Raw genomic sequence first — 17,115 nt, forward strand, 5'->3', positions numbered from 1 at the left:
ATCTATGTCAGGGTGCGGCTTTCGTGCCGGGACTTCTCACCGGCTGGACAGCCGCGTGGACCGCTGCGGGAGGGGCGGAAAGAGGAGGCGGGGGCGGTACGGCTCGCTGCCGTACCGCCCCCGCCGTTCCGTTCCGCGCGTCCGGTTCACCACTGGTCCACCGGCCGGTCGCTCCGCGCCGGGCGCCGGGGTCAGCCCGCGACGGGCGCCTCGGATCCGTTGGTCTCCTCGGCCTCGGCGATCTCCTCCGCCGGGTCGCCGGACGGCCCGGCGGCCGGCCGGGGTTCGGCGGGCTGCTCACCGGTCCGCTGGGCCACGCCCCGGTTCCGGGCCTCGGCGACGGCCTGGAGGGTGCGGACGGCCGAGTTGAACCGCTCCAGGGAGCTGGGGCGGTCGGGGCCCAGGAGGTAGTGCTTCAGTTCGCGGCGGGCGCCCGCCAGCTGGTCGTCCTCGGGCGAGGCGACGGCCGCCAGCAGCTGGTCCAGCTCGACCGCGCTGTTGCTGAGGACGGTCGCGGCCCGGGCGGCGGTGTTCTGCCGCTGGAACTCGTCGGCGCCGAGGGCGGCCGAGTCGGTGACCGCGTACGGCTTGCCGCTGGCCATGTAGTCGGAGACCACGCTGGAGATGTCCGAGACCATCGCGTCGGACTCGTTGAAGCAGTCGTAGAGCCGGGGCTCGCTGCCGGTGACGACCCGGTGCTCCCACCAGCCGACGGAGGTCCAGTACGCCTCGTTCCACTCGGCCCGCAGCGCGGCGGCCCGGGCCAGGCGCACCGGGTCGGAGACGGAGTCGCGGGACCGCTCGGCCTCGTCGCCGCCGGTCCGGCCGGGCTTGAGCAGTCCGGCCAGCTCGGCCTCGATGGCCCCCATCCGGGCCGCGGCCTGTTCGCGCGCGGCCTTGCCCGCGGCGCTCTCGGCGGCCCAGCGGGGGTCGGTGCGGCGTTCGGCGGCGGCGGTCTTCAGCAGGGCGGTGATGCGCTCGTGGACGGCCTTCGCCTTCTTGTTGCGGATGCCGGTGAAGGGGTGCGGCTTGTAGACCACGCGGACCGGGCGCTCGGCGTCGAGGAGCCTGCGGATGATGTTCTCGCCGGCCAGCAGCAGGGAGGTGTTGCCGGGGTTGTCGTCCCAGCCCTCCCAGGTGGGGGCGTACAGGATGGTCGGGATCGGGTTCCGGGTGCGGCCCGTCGCGGTGGTGATGGGCGCCAGCTGGGGGCGGCCGACCTCGACGATGTCCTCGTCGCGGACGCCGACGTCGGCCAGGGCGTAGCGGTCGCGGCCGGCCCGGCCCGCGGTCCACACCTCGTCGTAGACCTTGCTGAAGGGGTTGACGGAGGCGAGCTTGTCGCTGTCGCCGTGGCCGATGAAGACGTGCTTCATGGCGGGCTGGCGCAGGATGTGGATGTTCTTGCCGACGTTGGCGGAGTAGAGCGCGACCCGGACCGTGGAGAGGTCGAGGTTCATGGTGTGGGTGCCGCCGGGGACGCAGAGCACCGGGACCGCGGTCTCGGTCAGCTTCGGCATCAGCTCGCGTTCGCGCATCACGATCAGCGGGCGGCCGTCGATCTGCTCCATCGTCTCCAGCCACATGTTGACCTGGTAGGCGGAGGAGGTTCCGCCGGAGAAGTAGAGGACGACGGTCGGGCGGTACTCGCGCAGCCAGTGGTTGACGGCCTTGAGGATCTTGGCGGCCGGGGGCACCCGGCGGCTGCGGAGGTACGGCACCAGGACCGCGGTGTAGAGCAGTCCGAGGGCGACGGTGGCGGCGATGCCCGCGTAGCCGACGGCGTCCCGGCCGGTGGCGGCGGCGATCAGCACACCGGCGACGGCGGGCAGGTCGAGGTGGAGCATCTTCTCGGCGGCGCGGCGCAGGAGCGGCCGGGGCGGGGCGTCCGGGATGCGCACGGTGTGCAGGTCGACGTTGCGGGTGACGACCGGCATGGTGCGGCGCAGCTTGATGAGCGTGGTGAGGGCGCCGTGCGGGGCCTGGAGGCCGTAGAAGACCAGGAAACCGGCGACCGCGGTGTAGAAGAGCGGGGTCTCGGCGAGCCCTTCCCGGGCGAGCAGCAGCACCAGCAGCAGCTGGCGGAGGAGGAAGCGGATGGAGAGTCCGACCCGGACCTTGCTCAGCCGGTTGAGCAGATAGCTGCCCTTCTGGTGGAGATACCAGTCGGCGAGGTAGGTGACGGCGGCGGCGGCCACGAAGAAGGGGATGCTCGGCAGCAGCGCGGCGAGCAGCACGCACGGATAGCCGAGTCCGATGAGCGCCGCGGCGGCCAGCTCGGACCGGCTGCCGACGCGGACCAGACGGATGGCGGTCGAAATCACGGGGAACCTGCTCCAAACGGTACCGGGCGGTGGCGCTTCAGCGCGGGCGACGGAAAGGGGCGGGGGGCGGGGGGTGCGCCCGCGGGGGCGCGGCCGGGGCGGGGGCCCGGCGGCCGGGTCGCGGCGGGGGCGGCCCCGGTCACACGTCGCCCTGCCGGTCGAGGAGCGCGGCCAGTGCCTGCTCGAAGCCGGAGGCCTCGGTCGCGTCCCGGGTGGGGTCCTGCTGGCGTACGTCGACGACATGGCCGGTCAGCTCGGAGAGGAGCACGTCGAGGGAGGTGCGGGCGACGGCCTCGGAGGAGAGGAGGCTGCCCGCGGGCTCGGCGCCGAAGGCCTTGGTCCGCATCGGGGTGGCGGTGCGCTCGGGGTTGACGCAGTTGACCCGGATCCCGTCGGCCGCCCACTCGTCCGCGAGGGCCTGGGTCAGATTGACCATGGCCGCCTTGGTGGAGGAGTAGAGGCTGTACTCGGCGCGGCCGCGGGTGTAGCTGGAGGAGGTGTAGAGCAGGAGCTGCCCCTTGGTCTCGGCCAGGTACTTGTAGGCGGCGCGGGCGATCTGGACCGGGGCCAGATAGTTGACGCGCAGCGCTTCGAGGATGGTGCTGTTGTCGGTTTCGGCGAGCTTGCCGATCCGCAGCACCCCGGCGGTGTTGATCACGTAGTCGATGCGTCCGGTCTCCGCGTAGGCGCGGGAGAGCGCGTCGTCGACGTGCTCCGGGTTCTCGACATGGGTGCCGGTGGTGGAGCGCCCCAGCGCGTACACCCGGGCGCCATAGCGTTCGGCGAGTGCGGCGATATCGGCGCCGATGCCGTACGAGCCGCCGAAGACGACGAGGGTACGGCCGGCCAGCAGCTCGCGGTAGGCGGCCTCGTCGGCCTGGGCGGGGGCGGCGGTGGAGGCCAGCTGGAAGAGCTTGTCGGCGAGGAAGACGTCGACCGGCTGGGTCACCTTCATGTTGTACTCGTCGCCCGCGACGACGTGGATCGGGACGTCGGGCAGGTACTTCAGGACCACGGTGCAGTCGTCGGTGGCCTGGAAGTTGGGGTCGCCCGCGGCGATCTCGTAGGCGCGGCGGATCGTGGAGAGCTTGAAGGCCTGCGGGGTCTGGCCGCGGCGCAGCCGGGAGCGGTCGGGGACGTCGGTGATGAACTCGCCGTCCTCGCCGTGGGTGCGGGTGACGATGATGGTGTCGGCGGAGGGGATGGCGACGTCGACGGCCTGGTAGCGGTCGAGGGCGTCGACGCAGTCCTGGATCACTCGCTGTGACAGCAGCGGCCGGACGGCATCGTGGAAGAGGACGTTGACGTCCTCGTCGGGGGCCAGTCCGTCGCCGAGCGCGGCGATGGCCCGCTCGGTGGTCTCGTTCCGGGTGGCGCCCCCCTCGATGACCCGCCTCACCTTGGTCAGGCCCGCTCTGGTGATGATCTTCTCGACGTCGGGGACGAAGCCCGGTGCCATGAGAACGATCACGTCATCAATGGCATCGGCCTGTTCGAAGATCGTCAGCGTGTGCTCGATGACGGCCTTGCCCGCGATCTTCAGCAACTGCTTCGGGATCGACAGACCCACCCGTTGCCCGGTGCCCCCCGCGAGCACGACGGCCGTGGTTCGGGGCTTGGCTACATGTGGTGCGGACACAGACGGACCTAACCTTGATTCGGGTGGGGGACGGAGCGATGGTCGCACTCTGCGTGACCGTCTCGCAAGGCGGGCATTTCCCCCCGCACACCGCCGGGACACGGCCCGTTCACCCTTTGGCCAGGGGCGTTGGGGGTGCCGTAAAGACCCTGTGAAGTGACGGAGTGCACAGAGTGGGGGGATATGTCGGGGACGGTCATCGGTCCCTCACATGGAGGACGAGCCGGTTTCCGTCGTCGAAGGCCAGTTTCAGCACCACCAGGCGCTGGTCCTGGCCGCGGATGCGGCGCAGCACCCGGCGGGCCAGCAGCAGGGACCGCTGCTTGTGGAGCAGGACGTCGGGGTAGCTGCGGACATCACTCTTCCGGAGCACATCGTCAAGGAGACGCCCCACCGCCACGGGGTCCTGTTCGGGGCTGTAGCGCAGCCACAGCTCCCACTGCTCGTCCTCCTGCTCCCGCCGTTCGGCGACGGCGAGACCGTCGAAGGTGACGGCGAAACCGCGGGTGCCCTCGCGGGTGCCGTGGAAGACCATCTCGTCGGCGGGGTCGCCGCCACGGCGCAGCACGAGGGTGGGTTCGCCCGCGGGTTCGACCGGGCCGTGGATCCGTCCGGTGAGGGTGAACCGGTGTTCGTCGAGGGTGACGTCGGCGGACTCCACATGCAGTCTGCGGACCCAGGAGCGGAGTGTCAGCCGGTGGGTGGCGGGGTCGCGGTACGGGACGAGGTGGTGGACGGCGGCGTCCCTGGCGAACCGCTCCCCGGCGCGCAGAAGGCCGCGCTGGTCGACGGTGCGGGCGGTCAGCTCGACCCGCCGGCCGGTGCGGGGGTCGTCGGCGTGGCAGAGCCACTGGCCGTCGGAGAGTCCGGCGTCCGGAGGGATCACGGCGGTGCCGTCCGGGGCGAAGGGGAAGACGTGCTCGGTACGGTCGCCTGCGGTGCCGGTCCTGGCGCGCGGCCGGGGGCCGCCCTTGGCGCCCTTGCGGCCGCCCGTCCTGGCCCTGCCCTTGGCCTGGCCCGTACCGGAGTCGGTGCCGCTGCCGGCGTCGGCCCTGGTGCAGACCAGGCGCAGTCCCGGGTACTGCATCGCGGCGGCGGAGGGCTCGACGATGCGTACGGTCAGTGATCCGTCGTCCCCCGTCGCGCAGTCCGCGACCGGGGCGAAGGGGCGGGGGCGGGGGGTGGTGTCCGGGCGGGTGCGGCTCCCCGGGCCCGCGCCCAGTGCGGCGAGCAGTTCCTCGTACGCCTTGGCGGTCGCCGCCGTGTCGAAGCGGCGGGCGGCGGTTCTGGCCGCCCCGCCGAGCCTGCGGCGCAGCGGTTCGTCCTCGATGAGCCGGAGCAGGGCGTCGGCCACCGCGCCGCTGTCGCCGACGGGGACCAGCAGACCGTCGTCGCCGTCGGTGACGATCGTCCGGGGGCCGTGGTCGCAGTCGGTGCTGATCACCGGCAGCCCGCAGCGCATGGCCTCGACGAGGGTGAGGCCGAAGGACTCGTGGCGGGAGGTGGAGACGGCGACGGAGCCCTTGGCCCACTCGGCTTCCATGGGTACCGCGGCGCCCATCAGTTCGACGTTGTTGTGGAGGCCGAGGCGGTGGACGACACGGCGGACGCGCTCCCGGTCGGGCCCCCAGCCGTAGAGCCGCAGCCGCCAGTCGGGGTGGGCGGCGACGACCCGGGCGAAGGCGGTCAGCAGGGTGTCGTACTGCTTCTCGCGGGAGATCCGGCCGGCCGCCACGACGAGCTTCTCCCGCAGCTCGGCGGGGGCGAGCACCGGCTCGGGCACCCCGTTGGGGACGGCGAGCACCCGGGTGTCGGGCTGCGGCAGCCGCTCGCGCCAGGCCGCCGCGTCCGCCTCGGAGACCGTGACCAGGGCGTCGAGGACGTCGAGACCGGGCAGCAGCTCCTCGACCAGCTCCGGTCTGTGGTAGCCGAGGCTCATGTGCTCCTGGCCGACGAGGACCGCGTTCTGGGGGGCCGACCGGGCCAGGCAGGGCACCAGCGCGGGGCGGGTGGCGATGACGACATCGGCGTCCGAGGCCTCGTAGTGGGCGCCTATCCGGGCGTCGGTGAGGGCGCTGTACTCGCGGTAGCGGTTCTCGTGGCGGGGCATGAGCGCGGACGGTTCGCGGTGGGCCGTCCCGTCCGGCCCGCCGTCCGGTGCGGCGTCCGGTGCGGCGTCGGGCCCGCTGTCCGGGGAGCCGGGGCGGGTGTCGACCAGAGCGACCAGGGTGATCCGGGGGTCGACGGGAAACAGCGGGACGTCGCGGTGCCGGAAGACCGACACGATCTCCACCTCATGCCGGCCCACGAGCTCTTCCGCCAGATTCAGCGTGCTGCGGATGGTGCCGCCGATGCCGTAGATCGTATGAATGAGGAAGGAAATCTTCATCAAGGCTCCGTTCACTGTTCCGAGACGGTGTTGCGGTGGCTCACAACCGGCCCGGAAACACGACGTCCGCCGTCGGGGGTTCCCGTCGGCCGAGACGCCCGGCGGGGGGTGGGAGGTTGCGAAACCGCGGACCATTCTCGCGAACGCAGGGGCCCGTCCGCGAACCCCGGGCGCACCGACGCCCCCCGGCCGCGGGAAGCAGCCGGGGGGCGTCCTTACGGAGTACCGACAGCCCTACTGGAACGGGTCGAAGTCGTCGTACGCGCGCTCCGCCTCGTCCCGCTCGGCGTCGCGGTCGCGGCGGCGCTGCGCGGCCGGGCGCGGAGCCTCCAGACGGTGGTCCTCGCCACGGCGGCCGAGCATTTCGGCACCCGCCATGACCGTGGGCTCCCAGTCGAAGACGACGGCGTTCTCCTCGGGGCCGATGGCGACGCCGTCGCCCGCCCGGGCACCGGCCTTCATCAGCTTCTCCTCGACGCCGAGGCGGCTGAGCCGGTCGGCGAGGTAGCCGACGGCCTCGTCGTTGTTGAAGTCGGTCTGGCGCACCCAGCGCTCCGGCTTCTCGCCGCGCACCCGGTACAGGCCGTCCTCCTCGCGGACCACGCTGAAACCGGCGTCGTCGACGGCCTTGGGCCGGATGACGATCCGGGTCGCCTCCTCCTTCGGCTTCGCGGCGCGCGCTTCGGCGACGATGCCCGCGAGGGCGAACGACAGCTCCTTGAGGCCGGTACGGGAGACCGCGGAGGCCTCGAAGACGCGGTAGCCGCGGGACTCCAGGTCGCTCCGGACCATCTCGGCAAGGTCGTGGCCGTCCGGGATGTCGATCTTGTTGAGGACGACGACGCGGGGCCGGTCGTCCAGCCCGCCGTACTGCTTCAGCTCCTCCTCGATGACATCGAGGTCGGAGAGCGGGTCACGGTCCGACTCCAGGGTGGCGGTGTCGAGGACGTGGACGAGGACCGAGCAGCGCTCGACGTGGCGGAGGAACTCCAGACCGAGGCCCCTGCCCTGGCTGGCGCCGGGGATCAGGCCGGGGACGTCCGCGATGGTGTAGACCGTGGAGCCCGCGGTGACCACGCCCAGATTCGGCACCAGGGTGGTGAAGGGATAGTCCGCGATCTTGGGCTTGGCGGCGGAGAGCACCGAGATCAGCGACGACTTCCCGGCCGAGGGATAGCCCACCAGGGCCACGTCGGCGACGGTCTTCAGCTCCATGACGACGTCACGGCTCTCGCCGGGCTCGCCGAGGAGGGCGAAGCCGGGGGCCTTGCGGCGGGCGGAGGCCAGCGCGGCGTTGCCGAGGCCGCCGCGGCCGCCCTGTCCGGCGACGAAGCTGGTGCCGTGGCCGACGAGGTCGGCGAGGACGTTGCCCTGCCTGTCCAGGACGACCGTGCCGTCCGGGACCGGGAGGATCAGGTCCTTGCCGTCCTTGCCGGAGCGGTTGCCGCCCTCGCCGGGCTGGCCGTTGGTGGCCTTGCGGTGGGGGCTGTGGTGGTAGTCGAGGAGGGTGGTGACCGACTGGTCGACGACGAGGATCACATCGCCGCCGCGTCCGCCGTTCCCGCCGTCGGGGCCGCCGAGAGGCTTGAACTTCTCGCGGTGGACGGAGGCACAGCCGTGGCCTCCGTTACCCGCGGCGGCATGCAGCTCGACGCGGTCCACGAAGGTGGTCATGGGAGGTCCTCCAGAAAGTCACTGCGTATCCGGCCGGGGTCGGGACGACGACGGCCGCTTCGGTACGGCGGACACCTCCCGCTTTCACGGGCGGTGTCTCCGCTCTCCTCAACTGCTAACACGCAAAGGGCGGACCCGCTTCCCCGCACGGGCCCCGGAAAACCGGGACTCCGCCGGGGAGCTGGTCCGCCCCTCGCGAAAACGTGCTCCGGATGCCTTGGATCAGGCGACCGGAACGATGTTCACGACCTTGCGGCCACGGTGACGGCCGAACTCGACCGCACCGGCCTGCAGCGCGAACAGCGTGTCGTCGCCGCCACGGCCGACGCCCGCGCCGGGGTGGAAGTGGGTGCCGCGCTGGCGGACCAGGATCTCACCGGCGTTGACGACCTGACCGCCGAAGCGCTTCACGCCGAGCCGCTGAGCATTGGAGTCGCGACCGTTCCGGGTGGACGATGCGCCCTTCTTATGTGCCATGTCTCCTCAGTCCCTTACTTCGCAGCCGTGGGGATGCCGGTGACCTTGATCGCCGTGTACTGCTGACGGTGACCCTGGCGACGGCGGTAGCCGGTCTTGTTCTTGTAGCGAAGGATGTCGATCTTGGCGCCCTTGTGGTGGTCCACGACCTGGGCCTGGACCTTGATGCCGGCCAGCACCCACGGGTCGCTGGTCACGGCGTCGCCGTCGACAACGAGCAGGGTAGAGAGCTCTACCGTGTCGCCAACCTTGGCGGTGGGGATCTTGTCAACCTCGACGATGTCACCGACAGCAACCTTGTGCTGACGGCCACCGCTGCGCACGATGGCGTACACGCGGATCTCTCTTTCGCTCGGAACGGAAACCCCTGATGCCAGCCGCTCGCACGGCCCGGGGGCCGTGACGCTTCCGGATGGATGAGCGGCCTCTCCGGGCGGTGGTGTCCACCGCCGCCGGAGGGAGGTGCTCAGGGGCTGGCGTGCAACAGAACACGCCGACGGTCAAGGGTACGGGTCGGCCTCGCGGGGGGTCAAACCGGGTCCCGCGGCGCGGGCGGACCGGCCCCGTGAGCCCCCTGCCGGGCCCTTCGCCGGAGCCCGGAGGCACCCTCCCGGCCCTGCGCCGGGACCCGGGGCGGGCGGGACGTATGCTCGCCCATCGGAGCGGGGGCCGCCCCCGCCGGGCCGGTGCGAGACCGCGTACGAAGCGTACGAGGCGTACGTCGCGTACGACGGACACAGACCGGACGGCGCCCGGCGCGCACGGCCCGTACCGCACCCTCCCGCATCCGTCCGTCCGCATCCATCCGGAAGGCCTTCCACAGTGAACTACAGGGTCCAGCCCACCGCCCAGGTCGCCGAGACCGCCGAGATCGGCGCGGGCAGCAGCGTCTGGGAGCTCGCCCAGATCCGGGAGGACGCGCGGCTCGGCGAGGGCTGCGTCATCGGGCGCGGCGCCTACGTGGGCACGGGCGTGCGCATGGGCGACAACTGCAAGCTCCAGAACTACTCGCTGGTGTACGAGCCCGCCGAGCTGGGCAACGGCGTGTTCATCGGCCCCGCCGTGGTCCTCACCAACGACCACTACCCGCGTTCGGTCGACCCGGACTTCCAGCAGAAGCGCGGCGGCGACTGGGAGGCCGTGGGCGTGAAGATCGCCGACGGCGCCTCCGTCGGCGCCCGCGCGGTCTGTGTGGCCCCGCTGACCATCGGCCGCTGGGCGATGGTCGCGGCCGGTGCCGTGGTGACCAAGGACGTTCCGGACTTCGCCCTGGTCGTCGGCGTTCCGGCCCGGCAGATCGGCTGGGTGGGCCACGAGGGCGTCAAGCTCACCGAGCGGGCCGACGAGCCCGGCGTATGGGAGTGCCCGAAGTCGGGCCGGCTGTACCGCGAGACCGACGGAGTGCTGACCGAGGCCTGATCACCGGCCCTTCACCTGCCGTCTTTCCGGCCGCATCGCCGGTCTCCTCCAGCCCTTTCCGGCCCCTTCCCGCGCGACGACCGGGCCCGTACCCATCGGTACGGGCCCGGTTTTTCCTTCTGCAACCCTTTTCTCCACCCGGAAGGGGAAATTCCGCTTCAATGCGCCAGGTCACGGCACGATGACAACGCCTTCCACCTGTCGGAGCGTGTTTCCGTTGTCTTTAGGATGGCCGGGTTTCCATAAACTCGAACATTCAAACCCAGTAACGAGGCCGATCACGTGTCCCCGACCGACCTTCGGGTCCCCGATCAGTCAGAGAAGCCAGAGCAGAGCGACGCCCCCGTCGCGCCGGCCGCCGAGCAGCCCGCCAAGAAGGCCGCCGCACCGCGCCTTTACGCCCTCGACGCCCTCCGGGTGATCGCCGCCGTGGCGGTGCTGCTGTTCCACTTCGCCGGTATCGACAAGGCCACGGACGTCAACTGGGGCGAGAACCCCCGGCATCTGTTCCCGGAGCTGTTCCCGTTCGCCAAGTACGGCTCCTACGGCGTCCAGCTCTTCTTCATCATCAGCGGCTTCGTCATCTGCCTCTCGGCCTGGGGCCGTACCCCCGGCCAGTTCATCAAGGCCCGGTTCCTGCGCCTCTTCCCGGCCTACTGGTTCTCCGTGATCGTCGGTGTCCTCGTCTGGCGGCTGCTGCCCGAGGACGTCCGCCCGACGCCCACCATCAGCGACTCGCTGACCAACCTGACCATGTTCCAGGTCCCGATGAACGTGCCGCACATCGTCGGCGCCTACTGGACCCTCTGGATCGAACTCTGCTTCTACCTGGTCTTCCTGGTCGTCCTGATGAAGGAGATCAACTACCAGCGGGTCTACGTCTTCTCCTGGGTCTGGCTGCTGGCCTCGGTCATAGCCCAGCACAAGGCCACCGGGCTGCCCATCGCCTCCACCATCGCCCCCGCCATGAGCACCGCGCTCTTCGTCTCCGGTATCGCGATGTACCTGATCTACCGCTTCGGCCCCGATCTGAAGCTCTGGCTGCTGCTCGGCGGCAGCTGGCTGATCATGCAGAGCGACCTGATGGAGCACGCCGTCAATCTGCGGGACAACCGCGGCTTCGACCGCGACCCGTGGGTCGTCCTCGCCCTGGTCACCAGCTTCTATCTGATCGTGCTGCTGATCGCGCTGCACAAGCTCGACTGGCTGAACTGGCGCTGGCTGGCCACCGCGGGCGCCCTGGTCTACCCCCTGTATCTGCTCCACGAGGAGCTGGGCTGGGCCATGATCCGCGAGCTGTACGGCCCGCTGGGCGCCTGGGCGACCCTGGGAACCACCATCGGAGTGCTGCTGGTGCTCTCCTGGCTGGTGCACCGCTTTGTGGAGCAGCCGTCGGTGCGCTGGCTCAAGAAGCGGCTCTGACACCCCGCGGCTCCGGCCGCCCCACGGCCCCCGATCGGGGCCGGGACACGCAGAAGGGCCCCGTACCGCTACGGGGCCCTTCCGTCGCTCCGGGGGGTGCTCCCCCGGTTCTCAGACGCTTGCGGCGTCGGAACCCTTGGTGTTCTTGACGTCCTCGGCCCCGGAGCCGTCCGGCTCCGCCGGCGAGCGGCGGGGACGGTCCGGCAGCAGTTCGCTGTAGATGCCGTCGATGATCTCCGCCTGCGCCTCCCAGGTCCAGCCCTCCAGGAGGCCCGGCTTCTCGTACGCGTTCTCGTAGCGCACGGGGTCGGCCAGGACCGCCTTGGTCGCCCGGACGAAGTCCTCGGTGTCCCGGGCGCGGAAGACCTCGCCCTGGCCGGTGGACTTCACCATGTCGGCCATGGTGCGGATATCGCTGACGATCAGCGGCAGCCGGGCCTGCGAGTACTCGAAGAACTTGTTGCTCAGGGCCAGCTCGTGGTTGGTCAGATGGTGCAGCGGGCTGACCGCGGCATCGGCGTCGCTGAGGAATTCCGGCACCTGCCAGTGCGGCACGAACGGCAGGAAGTGCACCCGGTCGGCCACGCCCAGATCGTTGGCGAGCTTCTGGGTGCTCGCGACGGCCTTCATCTTGCCGGGGGTGACCGAGACCAGCGCCACATGCACGTCCGGCAGGGACGGCAGCCCCTCGATGATCGTCTCCACACCGCGGACCGGGCTGATCCCGCCGACGTACGCCAGCAGGGGCGTCGCGTCGCCGATCCCGCACAGCTCCCGCAGGTCGCCCAGCGGGGCCGCGCCCTCGACCTCGTCGGCGCCCGGCTTCATCACGGGCGCGTTCAGGACGACGGCGGGCAGCTCGCGCAGCCCGTGGCCCTCCTTGAGCATCTCCGCCAGCGAGGGCGAGACGGTGATCACGGCGTCCGCGAAGACGGCGTGCTCCTTCTCCCACGCCACATGGCCCGGCAGCCAGCGGCCGTGGTACTCGGGCAGCCCGGGGACGAACTCGTGCGCGTCCCACACCAGCTTCACCGGACGGCCCTTGGCCCGGGCCCGGACCGCAGCCCGGGCGCCGACGCCCAGCATCTTGAAGTCGTGGGCGTGGATCAGATCGGGCTGGAGATCGTCGATGTGCTTGGCGAAGGCCAGCTCGAAGTCCCAGAGGTTCGGCATCAGCCGACGCCAGGAGCGCTCACCGAGCAGCTTCGACCACAGGGCGGTGACCGTACGGTCCAGCGGGGCGGTCAGCGGATTGCGCTGCTTGTGCAGCAGCCGGGTCTCCCGGGCACGCAGGGCGACCCACTTGCTGAAGACCTTGGCGCTGACCCGCGGCACCAGCAGCCGGGCCTTGGAGCCGCCGGCGCTGTTGCCGGGGTGCCCGGCCTCGGACGCCCTTATCGCGGCCTGCCGGAACGCCAGGTCGGAGCGCCACGCCTTGGCGGCCTGGACGCGGTAGCGGGCCACCTGCTGGGAACGGTAGGCCAGTGGACGGCGCAGCAGCGGGCGCCGGAGGTCGTGCCGGCGCGGCTCCAGATGCGCCGGCTTCGGGATCAGCCTCACCTCGGCGTCGCCCAGCTTCCACTTCTGCATCTTGACCGTGGGCGAAACACCGAAGAGAACAACGTCCCAGCCTGCTTCGGCGGCCGATCGGGCCGCTTTCTGCACTCGGGAGTCCCCCTTGACGCCGTTGTCGACCAGCATGACGACCCGCCCCCGGGTCTCCCGTGACGGGGTCGCGCTGTCGGGCTTCATGTACGCGCCTTTCCTGACGTCCTCGGTCCCGGACCGATACGGATGTGGACGGTCGAGTTTACCGCGCGCCCCACCGTCACCCGTTCTCCGCCTTGACAGCGCGGCACGTACTATCGCGATGCGCAAGACCACGTCCGCATCCTCAAGGAGTAGAGCAACGTGAAGGTCCTCAGTGTCGTCGGGGCACGCCCGCAACTGGTGAAGCTGGCGCCGATCGCCGCCGCCTTCGCCGGTACCGACCACGAGCACGTCATCGTGCACACCGGGCAGCACTACGACGCCGATCTGTCCGACGTCTTCTTCTCCGGCCTGGGCATCCCGGACCCCGATGTCCATCTGGGGGTCGGCTCCGGCAGCCACGGTGTCCAGACGGGTGCGGTCCTCGCCGCGATGGACAAGGTCCTGGAGGAGCAGCGTCCCGACTGGGTCCTGGTCTACGGCGACACCAACTCCACCGTCGCGGGCGCCCTGTCCGCCGTGAAGATGCACCTCCCGGTGGCCCATCTGGAGGCCGGTCTGCGCTCCTTCAACCGGCGGATGCCCGAGGAGCACAACCGGGTCCTGACCGACCACTGTGCCGATCTGCTGCTCGCCCCCACCGAGGAGGCCGTACGCCACCTGGCCAACGAGGGGCTCGCCGAGCGCACCCGGCTCTCCGGCGATGTGATGGTCGACATCTGCCTGCGCATCCGGGACGCCGTGCTCGCCGGTGAGCACCCCGCGCCCGTCCTGCCCGAGGGCATCGACCCGGCGCAGCCGTTCCTGCTGGCGACCCTGCACCGTCCCGACAACACCGACGACCCGGCCCGGCTGGCGGCGATCGTCGAATCGCTGGCCGGGCTGCCGGTGCCGGTGGCCCTGCTCGCGCACCCGCGGCTGGTCGCCCGTGCCGAGGAGCACGGCATCGAGCTGAACCAGGGTTCGGTCCATGTCGGCCGCCCGCTGCCGTACGCCGGTCTGGTCGCCGCGGTCCTCGCGTCCTCCGGTGTGGTCACCGACTCCGGCGGCCTCCAGAAGGAGACGTTCCTGCTGGAGCGCGCCTGCACCACCATCCGCCCGGAGACCGAGTGGTCGGAGACGCTGGAGGGCGGCTGGAACGTCCTCGTACCGGATCCGCATCTGCTGGACGCCGACGCGTGGGCGAAGACCGCCACCCGGCCCGCGCCGGGCACCGAGCGCGGCACTCCGTACGGTGACGGCACGGCCGCCCGCCGGGTCGTCGAGCTGCTGGCCGAGGCGCACGAGGCCCGTACCGTCTGAGCCCTGCCGAGCCCGGTCCGCGGACGGCAACGGCTCCGGCCCCCGCACCACGACGGTGCGGGGGCCGGAGCCGTTGTACGGCCCGCTGGGCGGGGCTCAGCGCGGGGTGAGGAAGCTGCTCAGCGCGGCCACCGTGGCGGTCCCGTCGTGGTACTCACGGGCGAAGGCGGCCGAGTCCCGGCCGATCTGCGCCGTGGCCTCCCGGTCGTCCAGCAGCCGCTCCAGCTCGGCGCCGAGCGTCTGCGGGGTGGCGTTGACGATCGGCGGCACCACACCGCAGGCGTCCAGGGACTCCTGGTCGAGGTAGGCGATGACGGGCCGGCCGGCCGCCATGCCCTCGCAGGCGAAGGTGCCGTACGTACCGATGGCGAACTGGTCGATCACGATGTCCGCGTCCATCATCATCGAGCGGACCGTGGACCACGAGACGCCCTCGGCGAGCTGGAACTCGATGATCCCGCGGGAGTCGAGGTCTTCGAGGAGCGGCAGGATCCGGTCCGTGCCCTTGGACCAGCGGGCCGACGGGGCGTGCAGCACCTTCGGCCGCTTGCGCTCCATCACCGGGCGGTCACTGGCCCAGGCCTTGACGTCGACGACCAGCGGCGTCCAGGTCGCCATCGGCAGGTCGAGCAGCAGGTCAGGGGTGGTGACGAAGACCGGGAGGTCGGCCGTCTCCGCGATCCGGCGGTTCTGCGTCGCCAGCCGGGTCAGCTCCTCCTCGTACCCGTCGGGGGCGTCGAGGAAGAGGGAGTACGGATTGCGCTCGCGGTGCATCTCGGGGTTGCGGACCTCGGAGCCGTGCGCGAGGAGCGCGACCTTGATCCCGTGGTGCCGCAGGGCCGCCAGATCGCCCTCGATGCTGTTGCCGTTCAGTCCGCCGAAGACCGGGCGGAAGGCGTCTGCGATGAGGTGGGTGTAGCGCCGGACGGTCCGCTGCACCAGCTCCAGCCGTACGTCCAGATTCCGCAGGGCCACCAGGTCGATGTAGACGTCGGCCGGATAGTCGTGCTTCTGGTTCGCGGCCCGGTGCTTGACCACCTCGGCCGAGACGTCGTCCCGCTCCTTGGTGATCGCCGTGGCGTAGGCGGCGAGCTGGCCGGCGAAGTTGGCGGGGGCGAGCCCCAGTTTGATGGGTGTGGCACTCAGCGGACGCCAGTCGCGGTCGAGCTGCTCGACGACGGCCGCCTTCGGGCCGGCGACCCGGCGCTCCTCGGCGTTCCACACCGGGCCCTCGTCGGGCGCGCCCGGCTTCTTCCCGGAGATCTCGGTGTAGAGGTCCAGCAGCACCTGCGACTGGTGCTCCCACGAATGCTCGGTCAGCAGCGCGTCGTTGATGTTCTTGCGCAGCAGCTCGCGGTCTGCGGTGGCCCGCTTGACCGCGGCGACGAACGAGTCGACGTCCTCGGCGGTGAAGACCTCGCCGACCCCGTGGGTGCGGACGAACTCACTCATCGACTTGATGTCGCTGGTGATGATCGGCAGCCGGGCGTGCAGATACTCGGCCGCCTTGGTGGGCAGCGAGTTCTCCACGTTCGGGATCCGGTGGAACGGGGTCAGTCCCAGGTCCGCGCTGGACAGATAGTCCGGCACCTCGTGCTGGGGGACGTACGGCACGACGTGGACGCGGTGGCGCACGCCCAGCTCGGTGGCCTGCTTCTGGAGTTCGGTCAGCCCGGCGGTCACCCGGCCGGAGACCAGCGCCAGATGGTGGTCGGGCAGGTGGACCAGGGCCTCGACGGCGGTGGCGACACCGCGGTCCGGGGCGATCCAGCCCGCGTACACCATCAGCGGAACGTCCTCGTCGAGCCCGCAGGCCGCCCGTACGGAGACCCGGCCGGCCGCCTCGCCGACGACTCCGCGGATCGGGGCGTTGCGCACCACGGCGGGGGTCTTCGGCAGCTTGTGGTCGGCGCGCAGCATCTCGGCCAGCTCCGGCGAGACCGTCACCACGGCGTCGGCCTTGCCGATGAATTCGGCCTCGACGGCCGGGAAGGCGGTTCTCATGGCGGGCTTGGGCCAGTCTATGCCCGCGACGTACTCATGGGAGTCGTACAGCCAGCGGCAGGTCAGACCACGGGCCCGCAGCCGGGCCGCGGCCCGCGCCGCAGTGTGGATCATCGTGATGTCGTTGGCGTGGATGACATCCGGCGCCAGTTCCTCGATGAAGGGGCCGAAGGCGAGGTCGAGGTCGAGCAGCGCCGGCCAGTCCTCCCGCCAGTTCCCGCGGGGCTCGGCGGACTTGCGCCGCTGCTCCCAGCGGTAGGCCCGGACCCGGAACTGGTGCGCGCTGCGCCGCGCGTGCACCCATGCCTTCATACCCGCGGCCGTCACCTCGGCCACCGACGAGTCTCCGAGGTAGCCGATCCTGGTGGTCTGCTCCCGTACCCACGCCCGGTGGGCGTCACGGAGCTGGGCGAGGGCGGCGCCGTCGCTGATGCCCCACTGGGTCACCCGGGCCCGCAGTCCGCCGCGCCCGGTCTTGGCCGTCACCCGGCGCTCCATGCGGTTGGCCACCGGCAGGCGGACCACCTTCACCGGACCGAACCAGGAGTGTTCGGGCTTCTTCGTGGTGCCCCGTCCGATCAGGGTGACGTCCCAGCCCGCGCCCGCCGCCGCCAGAGCGGTCTTCTGCACCCGGGAATCCCCCGTGATTCCGTTGGCGACGATGACGGCCAGTTTCGGCCGGGTGCCAGAGGTAGACATATCCGAATCCTTACACATCGAGACAGCTTGTTGGCCCGGCCACACACCTGTGCGGC

The 17,115-nt window shown here is 71.1% G+C and carries 11 protein-coding genes; 3 read left to right on the plus strand and 8 right to left on the minus strand.

Annotation, left to right across the window (positions count from 1 at the left end):
* Window positions 1–191 precede the first annotated feature (191 nt).
* The 6 genes from B7R87_RS09095 to rplU all read right to left on the minus strand — a co-directional run bounded on the left by B7R87_RS09095 (window position 192) and on the right by rplU (window position 8,838).
* Complete coding sequence (locus B7R87_RS09095) at window positions 192–2,324, minus strand: hypothetical protein (RefSeq protein ID WP_130584601.1); 2,133 nt, start codon at window positions 2,322–2,324, stop codon at window positions 192–194.
* A 139-nt stretch (window positions 2,325–2,463) separates the two neighbouring features.
* A complete protein-coding gene (locus tag B7R87_RS09100) occupies window positions 2,464–3,963 on the minus strand; it encodes a bifunctional cytidylyltransferase/SDR family oxidoreductase (RefSeq protein ID WP_078902364.1) in 1,500 nt (499 codons plus the stop codon).
* 196 nt (window positions 3,964–4,159) lie between these two features.
* Window positions 4,160–6,352 carry a glycosyltransferase family 4 protein gene (locus B7R87_RS09105; RefSeq protein ID WP_006349340.1) on the minus strand — a complete coding sequence of 731 codons (2,193 nt, stop codon included), beginning with the start codon at window positions 6,350–6,352 and terminating at the stop codon, window positions 4,160–4,162.
* 234 nt (window positions 6,353–6,586) lie between these two features.
* A complete protein-coding gene (gene obgE / locus B7R87_RS09110; protein ID WP_006349339.1) occupies window positions 6,587–8,026 on the minus strand; it encodes a GTPase ObgE in 1,440 nt (479 codons plus the stop codon).
* Window positions 8,027–8,248: 222 nt separating this feature from the next.
* On the minus strand, window positions 8,249–8,503 hold the full coding sequence (rpmA, locus tag B7R87_RS09115) for a 50S ribosomal protein L27 (RefSeq protein WP_006349338.1): 255 nt from the start codon (window positions 8,501–8,503) through the stop codon (window positions 8,249–8,251).
* Window positions 8,504–8,517: 14 nt separating this feature from the next.
* Window positions 8,518–8,838, minus strand: a complete 321-nt coding sequence (gene rplU / locus B7R87_RS09120) for a 50S ribosomal protein L21 (RefSeq protein WP_006349337.1) — start codon at window positions 8,836–8,838, stop codon at window positions 8,518–8,520.
* Window positions 8,839–9,325: 487 nt separating this feature from the next.
* Here rplU and B7R87_RS09125 point away from each other — a divergent pair, with 487 nt between their 5' ends.
* Together B7R87_RS09125 and B7R87_RS09130 are read left to right on the plus strand one after the other, a co-directional pair.
* Entirely contained in the window at window positions 9,326–9,922 is a 597-nt protein-coding gene (locus B7R87_RS09125) for an acyltransferase (protein WP_006349336.1), read from the plus strand.
* 282 nt (window positions 9,923–10,204) lie between these two features.
* Window positions 10,205–11,344 (plus strand): acyltransferase family protein, encoded by a 1,140-nt coding sequence (locus tag B7R87_RS09130; protein ID WP_006349335.1) that lies wholly within the window; start codon window positions 10,205–10,207, stop codon window positions 11,342–11,344.
* A 111-nt stretch (window positions 11,345–11,455) separates the two neighbouring features.
* Here B7R87_RS09130 and B7R87_RS09135 read toward each other — a convergent pair whose 3' ends face one another.
* On the minus strand, window positions 11,456–13,096 hold the full coding sequence (locus tag B7R87_RS09135) for a glycosyltransferase family 4 protein (RefSeq protein ID WP_006349334.1): 1,641 nt from the start codon (window positions 13,094–13,096) through the stop codon (window positions 11,456–11,458).
* A 159-nt stretch (window positions 13,097–13,255) separates the two neighbouring features.
* Here B7R87_RS09135 and wecB point away from each other — a divergent pair, with 159 nt between their 5' ends.
* Window positions 13,256–14,356 carry a non-hydrolyzing UDP-N-acetylglucosamine 2-epimerase gene (gene wecB / locus B7R87_RS09140; protein WP_006349333.1) on the plus strand — a complete coding sequence of 367 codons (1,101 nt, stop codon included), beginning with the start codon at window positions 13,256–13,258 and terminating at the stop codon, window positions 14,354–14,356.
* A 96-nt stretch (window positions 14,357–14,452) separates the two neighbouring features.
* Here wecB and B7R87_RS09145 read toward each other — a convergent pair whose 3' ends face one another.
* Window positions 14,453–17,059: a glycosyltransferase family 4 protein gene (locus B7R87_RS09145; RefSeq protein WP_006349332.1), complete on the minus strand. Its 2,607-nt coding sequence runs from the start codon at window positions 17,057–17,059 to the stop codon at window positions 14,453–14,455.
* Window positions 17,060–17,115: the final 56 nt, after the last annotated feature.

Origin of the sequence: Streptomyces tsukubensis (genome assembly GCF_003932715.1) — a bacterium.
Taxonomy (GTDB): domain Bacteria; phylum Actinomycetota; class Actinomycetes; order Streptomycetales; family Streptomycetaceae; genus Streptomyces; species Streptomyces tsukubensis.

Excerpts from the sequence above, each read along its gene's own strand:
- B7R87_RS09105 (WP_006349340.1), bottom strand. The coding sequence starts at position 6,352 with ATGAAGATTTCCTTCCTCATTCATACGATCTACGGCATCGGCGGCACC.
- obgE (WP_006349339.1), bottom strand. The coding sequence starts at position 8,026 with ATGACCACCTTCGTGGACCGCGTCGAGCTGCATGCCGCCGCGGGTAAC.
- rpmA (WP_006349338.1), bottom strand. The coding sequence starts at position 8,503 with ATGGCACATAAGAAGGGCGCATCGTCCACCCGGAACGGTCGCGACTCC.
- B7R87_RS09135 (WP_006349334.1), bottom strand. The coding sequence starts at position 13,096 with ATGAAGCCCGACAGCGCGACCCCGTCACGGGAGACCCGGGGGCGGGTC.
- B7R87_RS09145 (WP_006349332.1), bottom strand. The coding sequence starts at position 17,059 with ATGTCTACCTCTGGCACCCGGCCGAAACTGGCCGTCATCGTCGCCAAC.